The sequence below is a fragment of the Gordonia malaquae genome (genome assembly GCF_037148075.1).
In the GTDB taxonomy this organism is placed as follows: Bacteria; Actinomycetota; Actinomycetes; order Mycobacteriales; family Mycobacteriaceae; genus Gordonia; species Gordonia malaquae.
In genome coordinates this window covers 307736-324032 of the sequence record NZ_JBBCUB010000003.1, presented here as the reverse complement: position 1 = coordinate 324032, position 16297 = coordinate 307736, and the positions used below count along the sequence as shown (strand labels likewise).

The following is a 16297-nucleotide window of genomic DNA, read 5'->3' as shown; positions in this document are numbered from 1 at the left end:
CACCCATTCGTCTCGCTTCGCTCGCTCGCGACCCGTGCAGCGAGCAGAAGGTCGAGCCCACTCAAGGAGCACGGACGTTGAGGCCGCTCGAGGAGGAGGGGTGAATCGCTCTTATTGCGGTTTGGCGAGGGGGAAGGCGAGGGATTCGCGGATCGACGTGCCCGTGATCATCATGACGACGCGGTCGACGCCCACACCGAGGCCGCCGGTCGGCGGCATGGCGTATTCGAGCGCGGTGAGGAAGTCGTCGTCGATCTCCATCGCCTCGGCGTCGCCGCGCGCCGCCTTCACCGACTGCTCGGTGAGGCGCCTGCGCTGTTCCACAGGATCGGTGAGCTCGGTGTACGCGGTGCCGAGTTCAACGCCCCACGCGACGAGATCCCATCGCTCCGCGACGCCGTCGACACTGCGATGAGCCCTGGTGAGCGGCGATGTGGACGTCGGGAAGTCGATGTAGAACGTCGGGAACTCGGTCCGTTCCTCAACCAGATGCTCGTACATCTCCAAGACGATGTGCCCCGCGTCCCAGTCCGGACGCAACGGGATGTCGAGACCGCGGCATAGTTCGGCGAGTTCCGCGATGTCGGTCTGCGCGGTGATCTCGACACCGACCGCCTCCGACACCGCACCGTGAACCGTTTTCACCGGCCACTGCACCGAGACGTCGACCGCGTCGACGACGCCGTCCTCGCCGGTCCGGTAGATCACCGGGCTGCCGTGCGCGGCCGTCGCGGCGGCGACGATCATGTCCCGGGTCAACGTCATCATCGACAGGTAGTCGTGATGGGCGGCGTACGCTTCGAGGCTGGTGAACTCCGGGTTGTGCGAGAAGTCGACGCCCTCGTTGCGGAAGTTGCGTCCCAGTTCGAAGACCTTCTCGATACCCCCGACGCACAATCGTTTGAGGTAGAGCTCGGGGGCGATCCGCAGGTAGAGATCCAGATCGTAGGCGTTGATGTGGGTGCGGAACGGAGTGGCGTTGGCGCCGCCGTGCACCCGTTGAAGAATAGGCGTCTCCACTTCGAGGAACCCCGCGCCGGACAGATGATCACGCAGCGCCTTCACCACCACGGACCGGGTGACGAGCAGGCTCCGGGCATGGGGATCGACGGCGAGATCGAGGTACCGCTGACGCACCTTCGCCTCGGGATCGGTGAGGCCGCTCCATTTGTCCGGCAACGGGTGCAGGCACTTGCCGTTGAGACGCCACGAGTCGACGATCAACGACAGCTCGCCCTTGCGGCTGGTTCCGATGACACCGGATGCGCCGATCAGGTCCCCGAGGTCCAGGGTGGACGCGAAGTCGGGGCCGTCGACGTTCGCCGGTTCGACGAGGAGTTGGATCTCCCCGGACGAATCGTGCACGCGAGCGAACACCACGCTGCCGAAGTCCCTCAGCCGGGTGACTCGTCCTGCGACCGACACCCGAGTTCCGGTCGTCTCGGCCACCGCGGCGGCGACGGTGTGCGACGGCGGCTGCGCCACCGGATACGGGTCCACTCCCTGGTCGGCGAGTTGATCGAGTTTCGCCAGGCGCACCCGGACCTGTTCGGGCCGCACGACCACCGGCGTCGCAGCAGCCGCGGCGCAGCGCCGCAGATCCGCGATGAGCTCGTCGACCTCGACGCCTGCGGGCACCGACGGCTCGCCCATCGTGTATTGACGATCGCGCCATTTCCGGCCGGGCAGTTGGACGAAGCCCTCCGCCGTGACGGCGGCGAGTCCGGCCCGGGGAATCGACAGGCCGTCCTCGTAACAGAGGTACCGCGGAACCCACGTCGGACGATACTTCGCATTCGACTTGTACAGGGACTCCATCTGGAAGAACCTCGAGAAGAACGTGAGAACGCCGTGCGACGCCTTCATCACCGGTCCGGCGCCGATCTGGTCGCCTTTCTCGAAGAAGTCGCGGAACGCGGCGAAGTTCAACGAGATCCGCGTGACGCCGACGCTCTCGGCGTTGCGCGCCAACTCCGACACCATCGTCTCGACGACGCCGTTCGGACCGTTCCGGTCGCGTCGCATCAGGTCCAATGACACACCTGTGCGGCCCCACGGGACGAACGACAGCATGCCGATCACCCGCTCGTCCGGCGTCCCCTCCCTCTCGACGGCCTCGACGAGCAGGCACTCACCGTCGTCGGGGTCGCCGACACGGCTCAACGCCATGGCGAAGCCGCGTTCGGACTCGGTGTCGCGCCACTCGTCGGCGCGCCGCACCACCTCACCGATCTCCGGCCAGTCGAGATCCTTCATACGGCGCATTCGGACGGTCACACCGGCGCGCTTGGCCCGCGACACGGCGTTCCGCACATTCTTCATGTCGGGACCGGACAGCGAGTAGTCGGCGACGTACAGGATGGCCTCGTCGCCGATGTTGAGGGCGGTCAGGCCGGCTTCCTCGTACGCCCTGGCTCCGACGGTGCTCGCGCCGAGAACTGCGGGATGCCAGCCGTACTTCTCGGCGAGAGCCATGTACTCGGCGATCGCTTCCGGCCACGAGTCGGGATCACCGATGGGATCGCCGCCTGCGACCGCCGTCGACAGCTCGACGCGGTAGGTGATGGCCGCTCGGCCGTCCGCCGAGAAGACGACGGCCTTGTCGCGACGTGTGGAGAAGTAGCCGAGTGAATCGTCCTCGCCGTACGTCTCCAGCAGTGCCCGGATGACACGTTCGTCGGTGGCCGTCATCAGTGATGCGAGGCGTTGCGAGCGGAACAGCACAACGGCGGCTGCGATCAACGCGAGCGCACCGAACAGACCGAGCAGCCAGTTGACTGTCCAGTTGCTGTGGTGATCACCGAGGCGGCGCATCTCCAGCGTCGAGAACGCGACGACGTGGTTGAACGCATACGGCAGCCGCTCGTGGCTCTGCAGCGTCCCTGGCGCGATCGAGACCAGTCCCCATCCGGCGACCGTGCCGACCGCCAGGCCCGTCACGAGCACCCCCAACGAGGCCAGGATCGCGCCGCGTCGAACCCGCGTCGTGAACTGACGGTACGCCGCGATCAAGACGCCCAGCGCGAGCAGATCGATGCACATCCCGATCAGCGACGGCACCCATTCGTCATGCCAGCGACGGTCGGAGCGGCCGATCAGCACCACCAGGAAGTTGGCCGTCGCGTACAGCGTGAGAAACGCGACGGTGATCCACCACGCGATCCGCTTGCGCTGCCCGAGCGACACCGCCATCAGACCGAGCGCGACGGTCCAGGCCAGGCTGGCGCCTGGCATCGGAAAGACGTATCCGTCGAGGAATGTCCGCGGAACCTGCAGCACATGGTGCAGCGGGGGAATCACCGCCGACAGCAGGGACACGATCGCGAAGAAGCCGAGGACCGCGCCTGCACGTTGTGGGACGGTGTGCCCGAAACCGCTTGGATGCGAGATGCGACCGACAGAGGCGACCGCTCGCCGTGCAGCGGACGCTTGGCGCGCCGCCTCTCGGGAGGACAGGTCGGCCGGGTTTCTGGCGGTGCGGCTGTCGGTCATAGCGCTGACGGTAGTCCTGCCGACGAGCCGCCGCTCACGGCGCGGGGCACAATGGTCCCGTGGATGAAATCGAGATCCGGGACGACTCGATCCGATTGGGTCAGTTCCTCAAACTTGCCAGCCTCATCGAGACGGGCGCGGACGCGAAGATCGTGATCGGCGACGGTCTCGTGTCGGTGAACGGCGAGGTGGAGACTCGCCGCGGCCGTCAGTTGACGGCGGGCGACGTCGTCGAGATCGGCGGGATCAGCGTCCGACTCGCAACGCCATGAGCTCCGCCGTGGTAGCGAGACGTTCGCTGCCCTCGGTGAGTGCGCTCGCGTTGCGGCGACGTCCGGACAGGTTGCGAACGAAGTCGATGAAGGACGGGCGACGTCGCTGACGGCTCGACTGCATTGGTGTCTCCTCCCCGAGACATGGAACTTACCTACGTCTCGATCATCGTCGCGGGGCCGCACTTCTGTTAGCGAGCGGCCCCTGAAAGAGGTCGATTTCACAGTTTGCGACGGCCGCGGCGAGTAGTCGTCCCCGGATCGTCACCGAATGTTCACCGTCTGAACCGGAATGCACGGTTGCGCTCAATGTTGGGAAAACACAACAATTGAGTAGGTAATGACCGATCGATTCCTCTTGGAGGCACCCATGAAGGTTCCCGTCGTCGCTGGACTGCTCGCAGCCGTAATCTTCGCGATCGTCGCGATCATCCTGGCCGTGCAGTCGCAGCTCGCTCTCGCCGCGGTGTTCGGCGTCCTGGTGCTCGCCGCCCTCGGCACGATCCCGGTCGCCACCCGCTCCGAGCAGAAGTAGGGCCTCCGCCTGGACATCACACCTAGCCCTCGTCGAGGATCGCCTCGAGGTCGGTGAGGGCGGCGGCAGGCCCCTCGGTGAGGTAGACCCCGCCGACGTTCACCGCCACCTCGTCGATCCCGGCGTCACGGTAGGCCCGCAGACCCGCGGCGATCTCCGACGCCGTCCCCGTGAGAACGACGTTGTGGTCGAGCAGCGCCTGCGAGCCGGCCGCCGGGTCACTCGCGTCGACGGGAACGCCCGCGGCGTTGAGCATCCCCACATAGTGCGGAAGCGACAGATGCGCCCCGACCACGGCTTGGACGGTCTGCGCCAGGTCGCGACCCGGCCGTGCCACCGCACAGTGCACAACCGCCGAGACCGACGGCCTGCGCTCGGCGGGTGCGTTCTCCGCCATGATCGGCATGATCGTGTCCTTCAGATAGTCCAGCGGCGTGAGCCACGTGACCGCGACATCCGCGAACTCCCCTGCGACCGCCGCCATTCGACTCCCCAGAACCCCGACCCCGATGCGCACCGGGGGTGCATCCACGGGTGCGAGCACGGCCGGTCCACCGGGGCCGCCGAAGTCGTAACCCCCGCCGTCCAGCAGTCCCCGCATCGCGGCGAGATAGTCGCGGGTGGCCTGCAACGGCGACCGGTAGTCCACGCCGATGCTGTCACGGAACATCGTCGCCGCAGGTCCGACCCCGGCAATGAAGTCGTGTCCGGAGACCAGCGCGGTCGATCGAGCGGCGGCCGCCGCCAGGTAGGGATGCCGGAGTGGCATCAACTCGACGCCCGACCCGAACGGCAGTCCGTATCCGAGTCCGGACAGGTACGCGAAGACGTCCTGGGTCTCGATCGCAAGGGACTGGCCGCACCAGAGACGCGCCGCGGAATGCTCACGCGCCACCCGCGCGAACAGGATCGCCGACCCGGTGTCGGCGGGCTGGAGGGGAAGGAACACGGAGTGTGCGGTCATCGAGTCCTCGAATCGTCGAACGTGGAAGGGGACGCCACGCCTCGTCCGGACAACACAGCCGCCCAGGTGCGTGACGAGAGTGAATGTGCGTGTCGGCGGACGTCGTCCGCGTCCACCCGGGACGCCGCGGCCGGTGCGCCGACGGCCAGGTCTGCCGGGAGCCCGTTCACCACGAACGACAGCAGGGCGTCCGCGAGGCCGGGTGTGGTCGACGCCGCGACAGCGAACGCCCCAGAGACGTGCCCTCGCGCGGCGTCCATCAGACCTGGAGCGCTGAGACGGCGAGGTGCGTCGTCGAAGAACGCCGCGACCTCGTCGAGGATCAGCTCAGCCCCGCCCTCGCGCATCCCGACGCTGACTTGAATGAGCTGGCGGCCTCCGTGGAAGCGCAGCGCGGCGTCAACGCTGTAACTGGCGCCGAGCTGCCGCCCGAGTCGGTCGGCGAGTGCAGCACCGGCGAATCCGGCGACCGCCGCGACCAGCACCGAGTTCGTCATCGAAGTGGTCGGCGCAGGCGGCAGCAGGTGCGTGACGGTGAGTGCCTGCGCGCTCTCGGCGGCGCACGTCAGCGGTGTCGGCGTGGGCGTCAGCCCGACGACAGATCGACGTTCGGGGGCGGGGACGTCGCGCCCCAGAGCTGCGATCCGGGCCCTGTCCGAACCCGAGAGTCGGGGCGCGACCACGATCACCTCGCGTCTCGACTCCACGACGACCCGCCGAGCGGGGCGATCGCCACACGTCGGCGCCGAGGAGAAGACGAGTCGCCCGTGGGCCAGATCCGCGACGGACGTGCCGGCTGAGACCGGCTCTCCGCCGTCCGGCGCATCGGCTGCTTCGAGGTCTGCGAGGCCGGCGTCGAGTTGTTCGGCCGCGCAGACGATGTCGGCGGCGGGCGCGGTGCAGGTCGCGATGACCGAGCCGTCGCGCCGAGCGAGACCGACCAGAAACCCGCGCGTCGACAGCTCTGTGAACCGGGAACCGGATGCGACGGCGGTCAGCGCGGCGTCGACGTTCACGCCCTCCGGCAGATGGACCACGATGTGCACCACACCGAGATCGTCTCCCGGCCCGATCGCGGCGATGACATGTCGATCGACGTCGACGTGTCGGGTCATCGGAACGCCCCCAGCAAGTCACTCGCGGCTGCGGCGACGGCGTTCTCGTCCACCCGGGCGAGCGCACTCGACAACTGGTCTTCCCGTTCCGGGCTGCCCGCCAGAAGCAGACCTCGGGCGGACGAACGGGCCCGAGCAACAGGCACCTGGTGCGCTCCGCCGTGCAGGAGTCTGGCGCGCATACGCGCACGGTCGAGCGTCGACGCCCCGCCGACTCCATCCACGACCGCGGTCAACGCGGAGACCAACCCGTCGCGAGCCCCGGCGCAGTCGGCCGCGGCGGAACGGACGGCGACGATGTCGGGTGCGTCTGCGGTGAACGGACCGTGCCGGCCGACCGTGGTCGCCAGCCGATGCTCGGCGAGCATGAGGCCGAGAACCATGTGCGCCGCGGTCTCCGTCACGCCTTCCGGAGCCAGGACGGATGCGGCCACGACCTCACCACCGGTGATTCTGCGTGAGGTCAGCGCCGCTCGCCGCGGCGTCTCGGCCACCGTCTGCCTATCCGCCCCACCATCGGGGAGATCGGCGAATGCCGTGAGCACTCGGGCGGCGAGGATGTCGGCGGGTCCCGGGCCCACCACCCCGATCACGGTCCCGCCCGCGCCGTAGTTCCGCGCATGGAACGCCCCGACGGACGCCGCATCGAGGGAGTCGAACCCATCGCCGCTGCCGAAGCCGTCGCGGGTGAGTTCCGGGGAAAGTCCGTGGGCCTGGAGTTGATCGGTCCACGCGGGGTCGGGAGAACTGTGACCAGCGGCGACGGTGTCGATCTCATGGCGGACGACGCCTCTTTCACGGGCCAGGTCCGCGTCGTCGAATCGTGGACGCGCCACCCGTTCGGCTTCCAACCGCAGGACGTCGTCGATCGACGATGCGGGTGCGGCGCAGAAGAACTCGGTGGTGTCGGGAAGCGTGTTGGCGCCGTACATCCCGCCGACAGCAGCGAGGGCCCGTGCGTGCTCCGTTTTCCCCAGTCCGCCGTGATACATCGTGTGCTCGGTCAGATGTGCGAGCCCGTCTGCACCGACGGGATCGGATCGGTACCCGACGCCGACACACACCGAGATCGCGACGGAGCCGACGTCTCTCGATTCGGCGACCACCCGCAGCCCGCCGTGTCCGGATCGGACCACCAGATCGCGTGTCACACCGGTATCCCGACGCCCGCGACCGCGGGTGAACCAAGATTCCGCGCCAGGGACGACGGGTCGATGCCTGCGCCGAGCAGATCTCCGACAACCCGCGCCCGGCGGTCGTCGTGGGAATCGCCCGCGAGCGCCGCCGACACCAGGGCATGACCGATCACGCGGCTCCGGTGCTGCCCGAAACTGAGTCCCGCGCGGTCTGGCCTCGGGTCGCGCGGTTCGAACGCCACGCCGATCCCCGGTGCCGCTCGATGCACGTAGTGCGACGTCTCGCCGGACGCCACGCCCGATGCGTCGAGCTCGCGGATCAGGAGGGGAAGGCCGCCCCACCCGGTGGAGTCGAGGTACACGACGAGTCCGTCGGTGCGCGGGTAATGCGCCGGGTTCGACAGCACCTTCGCCTGCCAACCGCACGACGCCGGACCGAGGTGATCGAGCAGCAGTGACCACGCGCGGACTCCCGCCTCCTCATCGGCCAGCCCGATGTACAGCCGGAGCAACGGACCAGACAGCGGCCGCGCACCCGGCGTCACTCTGACCAGGAAGAACCCTGGGGACAACGCTGGTCGAGACGCGGAGGTCCGCAACGTCTCGACACCGCGGTCGGTGACGATCGACGCCAGTTGATCGACGCTCAGCGCTACCCGCACGCCCGCGATGAGGGCGACTCCCCCGGTGTCCGTCCGTTCGACGACGTCGACGCGATGGCTTGTCGTGACGTCGGCCGCCGGCTCCGCGAGACGCCGCTCGAAGCCGAAGTCTCGGAGATGGGAGAAGTCGTCGTCCACGTCGTCGGTGATCTTCCGGGCGTGGAAGCGCTCATAGAGAGCCCCTGCCATCCGGCCCTCCAACTCGCGTGCGCTTGCGGCTTCGAGCACAGTTCCGCCGACGTCGGCCCGACACCCGTCCGCGTCGACGGTCACGGCGTCGAGCACTGCTTCGCATCCGGGATCAATGTGCATGCGCCGACTCCGACAGCAGGTCGAGGAACTCCGACGGTTGGACGAGGATCGTGCGGCCGATGCCTGCGGCGCCACGGGTCACCGCATCGATCAGATTGGCGCGTTCGGACATCACCAGCATGCGGTCGAGCATGTGCCAGCCTGCGAACCGCATGATCCGTTCGCCGGTCTGCACATCCACCTCGCCGCCGTGCTCTCGGTACGCCGCCATGAACCCGGCGATCAGCGGCCGCTGTTCCTCCACTGCCGCCGACCCCTCGGCGAGGATGTCTGCGTGTCCGACCACCGCGCCGTACGGCAGGTGCTCCGCGAGACGACCGGGGATCCCGATCACCGCCGTGTACAGCAGTTCACCGACGACCGCACCGAGGTCGCGGGCAGGATCGCCGATGCGGACGTCCTCGAAGTCGGTGAGAAGCACATCGTCGTCGTTGATCAAGAACTGGTCGAGGCGCAGGTCCCCGTGCACGACGACGGTGCGGTAGTCCTCCCGGTGCTCCACGCGACGCAGAGTCGCGATCGCCTCGACGATCTCCGGATCGCCTTGCATCAGCCGCCACATCTCGAGTTCGGCTCCGGTCGCTCCGAGGAACATCTCCAGTGGCATCGCGTCGAAGAGCAGGTCCGGCGGCATCGCGCAACGGTGGCGGCCGATGCCGACCGGTTCTACGGCGTGCAGTTGCGCCACCAGCGCACCCATCGTCGCCGTGTGTCCCGGCGTGAGTCGATTCTCGCGCGCCGCCAGAGTGGCCGTCTCCACACCGTCGATGTACTCGTACACCGCGATGCCTAGTTCGGCGTCGTCGAGAATCAGGGTAGGGCGCTTCGGCGCTGCGCTCCCGGTCGCCTCGAACGCGTGGTTGCGGTTGAAGCGTTCACCGCCGGGGTCACGTTGGAACCACTTCACGAACAATCGCTGCCCGGTGGTGGCGAGCCCGTGAAAGTTCTTGTTGCGTCCGAGGCTGGTCTCGACGGCGCCGTCGAAGGCGCCGAGCCCCAGCGCGGACAGTCGTTCGTCGACGGCGGCGAGGTCCCTCATCGGGCGTCTCCGTTCTCCAGTAGGTAGCGGATCATCCGCTGGTAGCGGTCGAACTCCGTCGTCGACCAGCCGACATACACGATGTAGTCGTGCAGGTGCAGGGCGATGCGGACTGCGGCGAGCTCGGCCACCGACGTTCGTGAGGACCCGCCGTAGCCGGCCAGGAACGCATCGACGTGAGCGGTCCATCCGGCGTCCGCGCCGTCGAAGGTGAGTCCGTATTCGACGAGCTCCCCAATCACCCACAGCAGATCGGTGTCGGCCGGCGCCACGGCGACATCTTCGCCGGTCAGCAGCAACGGGCGTTCGCCGGAGAGCACAACCGAGCCGAGTGTCGGAGCACCGTGGCAGAGCACGGGTGGGGCGTCGAGCAGGGCCTCGACGACGGTCCGCAGCCTCGCCGCAACCTCTCCGGGCAGCACGTCCAGTCGTTCGCGCGCCACCCTGGCGGTCGGCGCGAGTTCCCGCCCGTCGAGCCAGGTGACGAGGCGGTCGATGCCTCTCGTGCATCCGCGGGTGATGTTGTCGGGGATCGAGACGCTGTGCAGCTCGCGCAGCGAGGCGCCGACCGCTTCGAGGACGGAGGGGTCGACGGCGCTCGGACCATCGTCGGTCAGCGCGCCCGCCACGCTTCGGGGCGCGGGAGCCGCGTAGACGCGGCCGTCCCCGACGGGCGACCCGAGGAGCAGACCGTCACGCATGAACCGACTCACCGCCACGAGTTCCGGCGACGAGTGGGCGGTGAACGGCGCGGGCGCCGCGACGCCGGGAGTCCGCGTCCACGTCCAGCCGCTGTCGGCGGCCTCGATCTCCGTGCGCAACAGGCCTGTCTGCAGCACGGTCCACCCTACCCGCTCCGGGGCTGGTTCGACCAGCGCGACGGCTGCAGTGAAGTCGCCCGGTGCCCACGCGGTGAGTGCTGGATCGTGTTTGCTCACGCCGGGCACCGGCGACAGGACGGTCGCGGTGCCACGCTGCTCGATCGTCGTCCATGACCGGACCAGGCTCGGCGAGGCCAGTCCGCCCGGCGGCAGGCCCGGTGCGACGACGACCGGCGCGGTGGTGAGAGCGATCGTCAGCAGTGACGGTCGGTCGGCACGGTCGGACGCCAGGTCGGCGAGGTAGTTCTGAGACGCCGGGTACACGATCACACCGTCCGCCCAGCCGGCGTACTCCACATGCACCGGCCTGTCGTCGACCGCGTCCCACGCGTCGACGAGCACCTCGTCGACGACTGTCGACGTGAGACTCGCCGGGGTGACAAAACGCCGTGCCCCCACGGTGACCAGCACTCTCACCCGACAATCGGGGCGGTGCATCGCGATCCAGTTGATCCAGTACGGCACGTGGGCGGCGGTCGCCGAACCGGTCACGACCAGCAGCAGCCTCACGGCGCGACGAACTCGATGACCGACCTGGCGGGAGTCTCGGCGAGGATGGTGCCGTCGACGAATCCTGCTCGCCGGCCGAGGTCGAGGAGCTCTGCCGTCTCGCGGACGGGCACGGTGACCATCGCGCGGTAGTACAGCTCTTCGCGGGCCGACCCGGCACGCAGTGTGACCTCGCTGAGGATGAATCGAGCTCCGTCGCGTTGCGCCGCTTCCCGGCAGCGCCGCAGCAGTGCAATCGCCTGCTCGTCGGCCCAATCGGCGAGCACCGCGGACATGACGAACACGTCGCCTCGTGGCACGATCTCGTCGAAGTACGACTGATCGACGACGCTGACACGGTCGGCGTTGTGTCCGCGCGAGTTGAGCCGGGCGCTGGCCTCGGCGACGAGTCCCCGGTCGAGGAGGACACCGACGGCCTCGGGCGCCGCGTCGAGTATCCGGTTCAGCAGTTGCCCTCCACCGCCACCGATCTCGACGACAACCGCGGCGCCGGACCAGTCGACGGCGTTGATGAGGACGTCTTCGTCGTACTCGGCGGTGCCGCGGGCGAGTTCCGCTTCGATTGTCGGCAGATTCGCGCGGTCCCGGCTGAGCGCGGTCCAGAAGTCCTCGCCGAACAGGCCGAGGGCGGACACCCGCCCGGTCTCGAGTGTGTGGTCGAGGGCGACGAGAGACTTGGTGGCGAATCCGAGCATGCCGGTCAGCGACAGTCCGTCCTCCGCGGTGGCGAGGATCGTGCCGATCTCGGTGGGTGTGGGCGTTGTGGGGTCGCCGTCGAGGATGCCGATCTCCCCGAGGAACCGGATGAGGGTGTCGAGGACGTCGACGTCGAGTCCACGGTCGGCGGCGATCTCGGCGACCGTCTGGCCTGCGGCGAGACCGCTGACGACACGATGGGTGGCCGCGGCCCGGATGGCGATGGGCGTGATGATGTCCGACATCGCGAGCAGCTTGCTCACTGCGTCGGGCCGAACGGCCGTCTCTGTCGTCATGTCGATCTCGTCCTTTCGATGGTTGAGTACGATCACGGTCGTGTGCGGGGGCGGCGTGGCTCCGCCCCCGCACACTCCGATCAGGTGTCGATCAGGTCAGCAACCGTGGTCGATGGTGGCCGCGACGGAGACTCCCGCCGATGCCGAACCCACCGAGAGCAGGCTGACGGTGATCGTCGGGGTGATGGCAGGCACCGCTGCTGCCGCGCCCGCGAACTCGTCTGCCGAGACGAAGGTCTGATAACCGGCGATGAGCTTCTCGTTCACGATCAGCAACCGATCGTGTAGGTGGTGGCGCCGCTGGTGAAGGATGCGACCGACAGCGTCGAGATGGGGGTCGCCGGGGTCGGCGAGATGGCGGGAGTGTCGACCGATGCGGCTGCACCGGCGAACTCGTCGGTCGAGACGAAGGTCTGGTAGCCGGCGATGAGCTTCTCGTTCATGATCAGCACCCGTGCTCGTTGGTCTGCCATCCCGACACTGCGGACGCGACGGAGACGGTGATGGTGATGGTCGGCGTGATGGCCGGGGTTGCGGCCGAGGCCGCGCCGAACTCGTCGGCAGAGGCGAATTGCCGGTAGCCGGCGATGAGCTTCTCGTTCACGAAATGCCTTTCCTGGTGTGCGATTTCCACGACCGGTGATGCGAATGTCGCGGGGATCCGTCCGATCCAGGGCGTGAGCCTATCCACCGAACAAACGACTGGCCATGGCTTGCAGAATGCCCTGTCGGCGCTCGCGGAGGCGGGCTCAGAGGGTTACGCCCCACCCTCCCGACGACAAAGAAGTGCCAGGCCAGATCGCTTTTGCTGGCACATTCTTGCGCTTGCGGACGACTTCCGCTCACAGCGAGTCGACCTTCCGTACAGACCTGGACCGCCAACAATTCATTCGTATTTCGTGCAACCGACATTCCGCATGGATTCCACACTTCGGAACAGATCCTCCGCTTGTCGAAACAGTAGAGGTCAGGACGATGGTTGCAGGTGGGAGCATCACCGACCCCGCGCCGACGACGATCCTCGCGACACGGTCCAATCCTTGACATGCTGTTGTGAATTCACAATGATCGGGTCATGTCAGCCCGCCAACGCAGAGCGATTCACAACCGAATCGCCGTCCTGCGCACCGAGCGGAGAATGTCGCGAGCCGAGCTCGCCCGGCGGATCGACGTGAACGTCCAATCGGTCGGCTCCATCGAGCGCGGCGACTACTACCCCAGCCTCGACTTGGCCATGCGGATCTGCGAGGTGTTCGACCTCCCCGTCGAAGCGGTCTTCTCCCGGACAGAGTTCGCTCCGCTGTCGGCACAGGTGTACCGGGGGTGACTCGCGAGCCGTTCTGGCGGCGTTGGGAGCAGTGGCGGGCGGATTACTACACCGCCGACCTCGCTCGGCACGGCCACCGCTTCGACAACTGGCGGACCAGACGCCGGTGTCGTCTGGTCGCAGCGGTCGTGACGGTGCTCATCGCCGCCGCCGGGGCCGCCTCCCTCGGCGTCATGTGGTGGTTCGGCTTCCTCGTCCTCTGGCTCGTGCTCGTGTTCGCGGCGATCGCCGGAACAGTCTGCCTGCGCTACATGACCGGCGGCGGCGCCGACGGCCCGCAGCTGGTCCTCGACGAACGGCAGCTGGCCCGGCGCAATGCCGCCCGGTCCCTCGGCCTCACCGTCAGCATCCCCCTGCTCGTCCTCCCCTACGGGATCCTCATCGGGTCGGTCATCAACGCGCAAGACGGCCTGGTCCCGTACCAGATCGTGTACTCGGCGGCCATCCTCGTCTGGTGGGTGCTGTGCGTCGCTCGCGCGGCGCCGTCGGTCCTGTACGCCTGGTGGCAAGAGGATCCCGATCTCGAAGACTCCGTCGACGCTCTGTTCGACGACACTCACGTGCCCGACCTCAACGAAGGGAACTCATGACGTCCACTGCTTCTGCCGGCCTGGAGGTGGCCGGCCTCGACAAGACGTTCGGCGACCTGACCGCACTCACCGACATGACGTTCGACGTCGCACCCGGCGAAGTGTTCGGCTTCGTCGGCTCGAACGGCGCGGGCAAGTCGACCACCATGCGGATCATCCTGGGTGTGCTCGCCGCCGACCGCGGCGAAGTGCGCTTCGGCGGCTCGTTGATCAACTCCGACACGCGTCGCCGCATCGGGTACATGCCGGAGGAACGTGGGCTCTACCCGAAGATGAAGGTCGGCCCCCAACTCGTCTACCTCGCTCGCCTGCACGGCCTGTCGGCGTCGGAAGCCGCCGAGCGGACCGCCTACTGGACCGACCGGTTGGGCATCGCGAGCCGAGTCGACGATGATGTCGCCGCCCTCTCTCTGGGAAACCAGCAACGCGTGCAGCTCGCCGCCGCCCTCGTCTTCGACCCCGACCTCCTCGTCCTCGACGAACCGTTCTCCGGTCTCGACCCGGTGGCCGTCGACGTGATGAGTGAGGTGATCGTCGAGAAGGCGGCCGACGGTGTGCCCGTCCTGTTCTCCAGCCACCAGCTCGAGCTGGTCCAGCGGCTGTGCGACCGTGTCGGCATCATCGCCAAGGGTCGGATGCGTGCGCTCGGCGCCGTCGACGAACTGCGCTCGGCGGGCGGCCTGCGACTCCGCATCGACGCTCCGCGTGCGCCCGCAGGTTGGGCCGACGGCATCGCCGGGGTGCTCAGCGCCGACTATGCAGACGCCACCGTCCTCCGAGTGGACGGCGCCCACGACGACCAGGCCATCCTGTCCGCGGCATTGGCCACCGGCCCCGTCCACGGCTTCGTCTCCGAGACACCCGACCTGACCGAACTGTTCCGAGAGGTGGTCACCGCAGTATGAGCGCTCCAGAACCCGCATCGTCCTGGACGACGATCCGCCTGATCGCGGCACGCGAGATCACCACGCGAGTCAAGACTCGTTCGTTCCTCATCACCAACGTGATCATGCTGGTGGTGGCTGTTGTCGGCTGTCTGGTGGCATCGCAGTTCGTCGGCGACGACGACGGAAAGGTCGAGACCGTCGCCACACAGGGAGTGAGCCCTGAGGCGAAGGCCGCGATCACCGCGACGGGCGAGCAACTCGGCATCACCATCCGGATCGTCGACGCGGCCGATGCCCGTACCGAGGCGGCCGACGGTGACGTGACGGCGGCGATCGTCGCCCAGCCCGACGGCACGCTGCGCGTGTTCTCCGAGGACACACTCGACACGACGGTCGAAGCCGCGATCAAGAGCGGTGTCTCGTCGTCGGCCGTCGCATCGGCCCTGGCGAAAGCCGGAGTCGACCCCGCGGATGTCCAGAAGCAGACCACCGTGTCGGTGGAACGGACGAAGGACGTGCCGCCGGCTCAGGGTGAACGCGTCGCCCTCTCGTACGTCGGAACGCTCCTGATGTTCCTGGTGATCTTCGGCGGTGGCATGGCCGTCGCCGTCGGCGTAGTCGAGGAGAAGGTGTCGCGCATCGTCGAGATCCTCCTCGCGACGGTGAAGCCCGCCCAACTCCTGTGGGGCAAGATCCTCGGAATCGGGATCGTCCAGATCGTGTCGACCCTGGTCCTCGCGGCGGTCGGACTCGTGACCGCCCGGGCCACCGGACTCCTCACGATCCCCGACGTCGCGTATTCGATGGTCGGCGTGTCGATCATCTGGCTGCTCCTCGGCTTCCTGTTCTTCGCAGCCCTGTACGCCGCGACCGGCGCGATGGTGTCGAGGCAGGAGGAGATCAACAGCGCGGCGTGGCCGCTGATGATCGTCGCCATGGGCGCCATGTATGCGGGAATCTTCGGCATCAGCGCACCCGACTCCGGGGTGATGCGGGTGCTCGCCTGGATTCCGCCGTTCTCGTCGACGGTCGTCCCGATGCGCGTGGCGACCGGCTACAGCGACTGGACCGAAGTTGCCGGATCAGCCCTTCTGATGGCGCTGGTCACCGCGTTCGCGGTCTGGATCTCCGGGCAGATCTACCGCCGCTCCGTTCTCATGACCGGCTCCCGAGTCTCCTGGAAGAAGGCGCTGGGGAGGTAGAACTCGCCCTATCGCTGTCAGTCCCGGTCAGGCGGTCGATGCCTGCGCGTGTCCGGGCGATGCGCGCGGCGTCGTCGTCGAGACGCGCCGCCACGGCGTCCAGCCGACCGCGCAGTGATGGGCACATCTCGATGGACGTCCCGTCGCTCCCCGCCTCGACGCAGTCGAGATATTGCCTGATCGTCGCGGTGTTGAGGCCGGCTTCGATCATCAGACGGATCCGGGCCACGGTGCCGACGTCCTCCGGGCCGTAGTCCCGGTACCCGCTCGACGTCCGCGACGGTTCGAGCAGGCCCGCGTCCTCGTAGTGCCGAAGCACCCGCGCTGTGACTCCGGCATGCGCCGCGAACTCACCTATTCTCATCGACTCCCCCGTGCTCG

Annotated in this window: 19 protein-coding genes; 6 read left to right on the top strand and 13 right to left on the bottom strand. The window is 67.9% G+C overall.

The annotated features are described in order from the left end of the window. Positions 1 to 111 precede the first annotated feature (111 nt). On the bottom strand, positions 112 to 3492 hold the full coding sequence (lysX, locus tag WFK36_RS13560; RefSeq protein ID WP_336792292.1) for a bifunctional lysylphosphatidylglycerol synthetase/lysine--tRNA ligase LysX: 3381 nt from the start codon (positions 3490 to 3492) through the stop codon (positions 112 to 114). 59 nt (positions 3493 to 3551) lie between these two features. On the opposite strand from lysX, the gene WFK36_RS13555 reads away from it, so the two are divergent. Beyond that, positions 3552 to 3764 (top strand): RNA-binding S4 domain-containing protein, encoded by a 213-nt coding sequence (locus WFK36_RS13555; RefSeq protein ID WP_008380395.1) that lies wholly within the window; start codon positions 3552 to 3554, stop codon positions 3762 to 3764. Here WFK36_RS13555 and WFK36_RS13550 read toward each other — a convergent pair. After that, on the bottom strand, positions 3739 to 3888 hold the full coding sequence (locus WFK36_RS13550; RefSeq protein ID WP_157436087.1) for a hypothetical protein: 150 nt from the start codon (positions 3886 to 3888) through the stop codon (positions 3739 to 3741). The two genes, WFK36_RS13555 and WFK36_RS13550, sit on opposite strands and share 26 nt — an antisense overlap. A gap of 246 nt (positions 3889 to 4134) precedes the next feature. On the opposite strand from WFK36_RS13550, the gene WFK36_RS13545 reads away from it, so the two are divergent. Continuing rightward, the gene (locus tag WFK36_RS13545; protein ID WP_157436089.1) at positions 4135 to 4299 is read left to right on the top strand and encodes a hypothetical protein; all 165 of its coding nucleotides are present in this window, start codon (positions 4135 to 4137) and stop codon (positions 4297 to 4299) included. 22 nt (positions 4300 to 4321) lie between these two features. On the opposite strand, the gene WFK36_RS13540 is transcribed toward WFK36_RS13545, so the two are convergent. The 10 genes from WFK36_RS13540 to WFK36_RS13495 all read right to left on the bottom strand — a co-directional run bounded on the left by WFK36_RS13540 (position 4322) and on the right by WFK36_RS13495 (position 12514). Further along, positions 4322 to 5263, bottom strand: coding sequence for an LLM class flavin-dependent oxidoreductase (locus tag WFK36_RS13540; protein WP_336792291.1), 942 nt, complete (start codon positions 5261 to 5263; stop codon positions 4322 to 4324). Continuing rightward, entirely contained in the window at positions 5260 to 6378 is a 1119-nt protein-coding gene (locus tag WFK36_RS13535) for a peptidase M16 family protein (RefSeq protein ID WP_336792290.1), read from the bottom strand. Before WFK36_RS13535 ends, WFK36_RS13540 begins: the two co-directional genes overlap by 4 nt. Continuing rightward, the gene (locus tag WFK36_RS13530) at positions 6375 to 7529 is read right to left on the bottom strand and encodes a M16 family metallopeptidase (RefSeq protein ID WP_336792288.1); all 1155 of its coding nucleotides are present in this window, start codon (positions 7527 to 7529) and stop codon (positions 6375 to 6377) included. The genes WFK36_RS13535 and WFK36_RS13530 overlap by 4 nt, the downstream gene beginning before the upstream one ends. Next, positions 7526 to 8488, bottom strand: coding sequence for a T3SS effector HopA1 family protein (locus WFK36_RS13525; protein WP_336792287.1), 963 nt, complete (start codon positions 8486 to 8488; stop codon positions 7526 to 7528). The genes WFK36_RS13530 and WFK36_RS13525 overlap by 4 nt, the downstream gene beginning before the upstream one ends. Beyond that, the gene (gene lxmK / locus WFK36_RS13520) at positions 8478 to 9527 is read right to left on the bottom strand and encodes a class V lanthionine synthetase subunit LxmK (RefSeq protein WP_336792286.1); all 1050 of its coding nucleotides are present in this window, start codon (positions 9525 to 9527) and stop codon (positions 8478 to 8480) included. The genes WFK36_RS13525 and lxmK overlap by 11 nt, the downstream gene beginning before the upstream one ends. Further along, the gene (locus tag WFK36_RS13515; protein ID WP_336792285.1) at positions 9524 to 10918 is read right to left on the bottom strand and encodes a flavoprotein; all 1395 of its coding nucleotides are present in this window, start codon (positions 10916 to 10918) and stop codon (positions 9524 to 9526) included. The genes lxmK and WFK36_RS13515 overlap by 4 nt, the downstream gene beginning before the upstream one ends. After that, positions 10915 to 11910 (bottom strand): methyltransferase, encoded by a 996-nt coding sequence (locus WFK36_RS13510; protein ID WP_336792284.1) that lies wholly within the window; start codon positions 11908 to 11910, stop codon positions 10915 to 10917. The genes WFK36_RS13515 and WFK36_RS13510 overlap by 4 nt, the downstream gene beginning before the upstream one ends. Before the next feature lie 96 nt (positions 11911 to 12006). After that, on the bottom strand, positions 12007 to 12177 hold the full coding sequence (locus WFK36_RS13505; RefSeq protein ID WP_223291420.1) for an LxmA leader domain family RiPP: 171 nt from the start codon (positions 12175 to 12177) through the stop codon (positions 12007 to 12009). A gap of 2 nt (positions 12178 to 12179) precedes the next feature. Further along, a complete protein-coding gene (locus WFK36_RS13500; protein ID WP_169332792.1) occupies positions 12180 to 12383 on the bottom strand; it encodes an LxmA leader domain family RiPP in 204 nt (67 codons plus the stop codon). Next, positions 12356 to 12514, bottom strand: a complete 159-nt coding sequence (locus WFK36_RS13495; protein ID WP_008380418.1) for an LxmA leader domain family RiPP — start codon at positions 12512 to 12514, stop codon at positions 12356 to 12358. Before WFK36_RS13495 ends, WFK36_RS13500 begins: the two co-directional genes overlap by 28 nt. 471 nt (positions 12515 to 12985) lie before the next feature. On the opposite strand from WFK36_RS13495, the gene WFK36_RS13490 reads away from it, so the two are divergent. From WFK36_RS13490 to WFK36_RS13475, 4 genes are read left to right on the top strand one after another with little or no spacing between them, the layout of a single operon-like run. Further along, the gene (locus WFK36_RS13490) at positions 12986 to 13237 is read left to right on the top strand and encodes a helix-turn-helix transcriptional regulator (RefSeq protein WP_008380420.1); all 252 of its coding nucleotides are present in this window, start codon (positions 12986 to 12988) and stop codon (positions 13235 to 13237) included. Continuing rightward, on the top strand, positions 13234 to 13827 hold the full coding sequence (locus WFK36_RS13485) for a hypothetical protein (protein WP_336792282.1): 594 nt from the start codon (positions 13234 to 13236) through the stop codon (positions 13825 to 13827). The genes WFK36_RS13490 and WFK36_RS13485 overlap by 4 nt, the downstream gene beginning before the upstream one ends. Continuing rightward, positions 13824 to 14732 (top strand): ABC transporter ATP-binding protein, encoded by a 909-nt coding sequence (locus tag WFK36_RS13480; protein WP_336792281.1) that lies wholly within the window; start codon positions 13824 to 13826, stop codon positions 14730 to 14732. Before WFK36_RS13485 ends, WFK36_RS13480 begins: the two co-directional genes overlap by 4 nt. Continuing rightward, entirely contained in the window at positions 14729 to 15916 is a 1188-nt protein-coding gene (locus WFK36_RS13475; protein WP_336792280.1) for an ABC transporter permease, read from the top strand. Before WFK36_RS13480 ends, WFK36_RS13475 begins: the two co-directional genes overlap by 4 nt. Here the strand turns inward: WFK36_RS13475 and WFK36_RS13470 are convergent. After that, a complete protein-coding gene (locus tag WFK36_RS13470; RefSeq protein WP_336792279.1) occupies positions 15870 to 16280 on the bottom strand; it encodes a MerR family transcriptional regulator in 411 nt (136 codons plus the stop codon). The genes WFK36_RS13475 and WFK36_RS13470 overlap by 47 nt on opposite strands. Positions 16281 to 16297 lie beyond the last annotated feature (17 nt).